General features: G+C 47.9%; 4 protein-coding genes. 1 reads left to right on the plus strand and 3 read right to left on the minus strand.

The features are described from left to right. The coding region (locus ACESLU_RS14135) for a hypothetical protein (RefSeq protein WP_372639277.1) at window positions 1-808 on the minus strand (808 nt) is incomplete at its 3' end. Window positions 809-1372: 564 nt separating this feature from the next. On the opposite strand from ACESLU_RS14135, the gene ACESLU_RS14140 reads away from it, so the two are divergent. Next, on the plus strand, window positions 1373-2008 hold the full coding sequence (locus tag ACESLU_RS14140) for an ATP-binding cassette domain-containing protein (RefSeq protein WP_372639278.1): 636 nt from the start codon (window positions 1373-1375) through the stop codon (window positions 2006-2008). A gap of 4 nt (window positions 2009-2012) precedes the next feature. Here the strand turns inward: ACESLU_RS14140 and ACESLU_RS14145 are convergent, their stop codons facing one another. Next, window positions 2013-2210: a hypothetical protein gene (locus tag ACESLU_RS14145; RefSeq protein WP_372639279.1), complete on the minus strand. Its 198-nt coding sequence runs from the start codon at window positions 2208-2210 to the stop codon at window positions 2013-2015. Between the two features lie 10 nt (window positions 2211-2220). Next, window positions 2221-2535 (minus strand): co-chaperone GroES (locus ACESLU_RS14150; RefSeq protein ID WP_372639280.1); only part of this gene is annotated, 315 nt, incomplete at its 5' end.

The following is a 2535-nucleotide window of genomic DNA, read 5'->3' on the forward strand; positions in this document are numbered from 1 at the left end:
TGCCTGGTTTTTCTGCTTCCGTTTCGAGGGATTCTTCTCCGGATTTTTTTTCCCGTTCCCCTTCTACAGAATCTGCGTGGGGTTCAGACCATTTAGGTGAAGACAAGACCTCAATGAATTCGGCACGGCTCAGCGAGGCATCCTTTCGCTCGAACACCCCGGCAATCTTTTCCCGTCCCTTGTCCTCAAAAAACAGGCGCAACATACTGGAATCCACCTGCTCGTCCAGCAAACTGAACAAAGGATCCAGGGTTTGCGCCCAGTTCAGGGGCGAATAGTTGAACGTCAACCGCTCGTCAGCCCGCCTGATTATATGATTGCACCGATCTCTGGAAAGCGTGTCGAGCTCTTTCTTTTGCATATACCGGGGCAGCAGCGTGGCAAAATGGCGGTAGACAACCACCGCCTTTATCCGGTCGCATAACTGCTCATAATCCAGCTCTTCGTTACTGCCATAAATAACATCCGGAATGTTTTTCCGGGGTTCGATCAACATATCCAGCGTATCGGCCACGGCTGTTTCGATTACCGCTTTTGCAAAGCTGGCCGGCAGGCGCACTTCGGCACGGATAGCCTGTACAAACTGGTGCCAGGCATCAAGCACCGCATCGGATTGGGTATTGGCCCAGTCGGTTTTGGGCAAAATCATTGACTCGGCCAGGTTGCGTTCAAGCTCTACCTGAATTCGCTCCACGATGAAGGAGGGAATGCCCCGCGAGCGGAGCTCATTAATCCGGTAGTATTGCTTATTTTCGGGTAAAAGATCAATGAACTTCTGTGTGGTCTGTTGGATGATTTGATTCATCATTTTTAAATTATATAATATATAATGTCTGCTGAGAGTCAGGTATCCGGTCTTTCACAAGTCCCGTGGAAGCGGGGGTGAGCAACCAGTGCTGTACAACCACGAACATGGCAATATGTTAAATCCCAGGAATCTTATGAAATATTGATTTCTAAAAATAATGCCCTGTTATGGTAACCGTAACAGTTCTCACGAGGGAATCCTCATAAGCCGAATTTCCTATCACAGAAAAAATACAGTATACTGCTATGGCTTATGATAGCAAAAAAATATCGATATTTTAGCGTATAAACTAAAACATTATCGCCCTGTGACAACTGCGAAATGGGTTCCTGTGCAAGAGGGACCAACAAACCTTTTTTATTATGCCAAGGCTTCGCAGAACAGGTTTTAGGGGAATTCGCCCGCCCTCGCACACTCCGCGGGAGAGCGTGGGCCCTGCCCATATTCCCTATCCCTGGCGAGTTAAATTTCGGGTCAAGCGTTGTCTTTCCTGTTCTGGATTCTGAAACGAATGAAATACTGTTAAATTTTACGGTTTCCCATTTGTACTTTTTACCTTTGTCTATGATTACGCTACAGATTAAACGGCTGAGAAAATCGTTTGGAACCAAAAACATTATCCGGGATCTCTCATTTGAATATTCAGGAGATCCATTGGGTATTGCGGGGGCCAACGGCTCTGGTAAATCGACCTTGCTGAAATGCATGGGCGGATTACTTTCCCCCACCCGGGGCGACGTTGTTTGGGCAGACGGATCCGAGACTCTCTCCAAAGAACAGCTGCGGCAGCGGATGGGATACGCTGCACCCTATATAAATCTATATGACGAATTAAGCTGCCTGGAGAATCTTCATTTTCTATCCAGCGTTCGCAGCCGGCAAAATGAAGCAACCTATCCGGTTGAAGAATGGATCCGAAAAACAGGACTCCGGGAAGTATCGGCTCAACCGTATGGGAAACTTTCAACGGGACAGCAACAGCGACTGCGACTTGCCGCGGCTCTTTTTCATCAGCCGGATATCCTTTTACTGGATGAACCGGGTTCGAATTTAGATAAGGCGGGTAAATCGCTGGTAACCAATATTGCTGAAAGCTTTCAGAATACCCCTGCAAGGCTGTTGATCATCGCCTCCAATAATTCGGAAGAGCTCGATCTGTGCGGACGGGTATTCTCGGTTGAAAACCATACGTTTGTCTGAATATTTATTCCGGCCCGCACCGTTCCCCGCGGCAACACTCCTCCACATTGATACCGCAATGCACACACTGGCCATGGCCATGTACCCATACCAAGGGAGCTTCGCTGCCACAGTAGGTACAGCGACGCTTTTCCTTTTCCGGATCTTTCTTCTCTGTATCCGGGGAACTGGATGATATGGAAATGGACTGTTCTCCGTGCATGCTACCTCTCTTAAAGAGCTAAATCATCCCGGATCAACAGCAAGATAGCACTATGGGGACAAATAAGATATTTTTCATCCTCAAACTCAATTTCGTGGGTCTGATCCTTCAAAAAAATAGCCAGGTCCCCTTCCGCCGCCTGCATGCCAATGTATTTTGTTTCATTCGCATTCTCCTTCCACGACTCGTCAATTTCATTGGAAGGGATGGGGTATCCCGGGCCGGTCTTAATTACATATCCGCTGTGGATATCCTCTTTTTCTTTGACCGTTGCAGGCAGTACAAGTCCGCTTTTAGTGCGGGTTTCCAGATCCCGCGGTTTGAT

This window comes from Fodinibius sp., from assembly GCF_041642155.1.
Lineage (GTDB): Bacteria > Bacteroidota > Rhodothermia > Balneolales > Balneolaceae > Fodinibius.

Excerpts from the sequence above, each read along its gene's own strand:
- ACESLU_RS14140 (WP_372639278.1), top strand. The coding sequence starts at position 1,373 with ATGATTACGCTACAGATTAAACGGCTGAGAAAATCGTTTGGAACCAAA.
- ACESLU_RS14145 (WP_372639279.1), bottom strand. The coding sequence starts at position 2,210 with ATGCACGGAGAACAGTCCATTTCCATATCATCCAGTTCCCCGGATACA.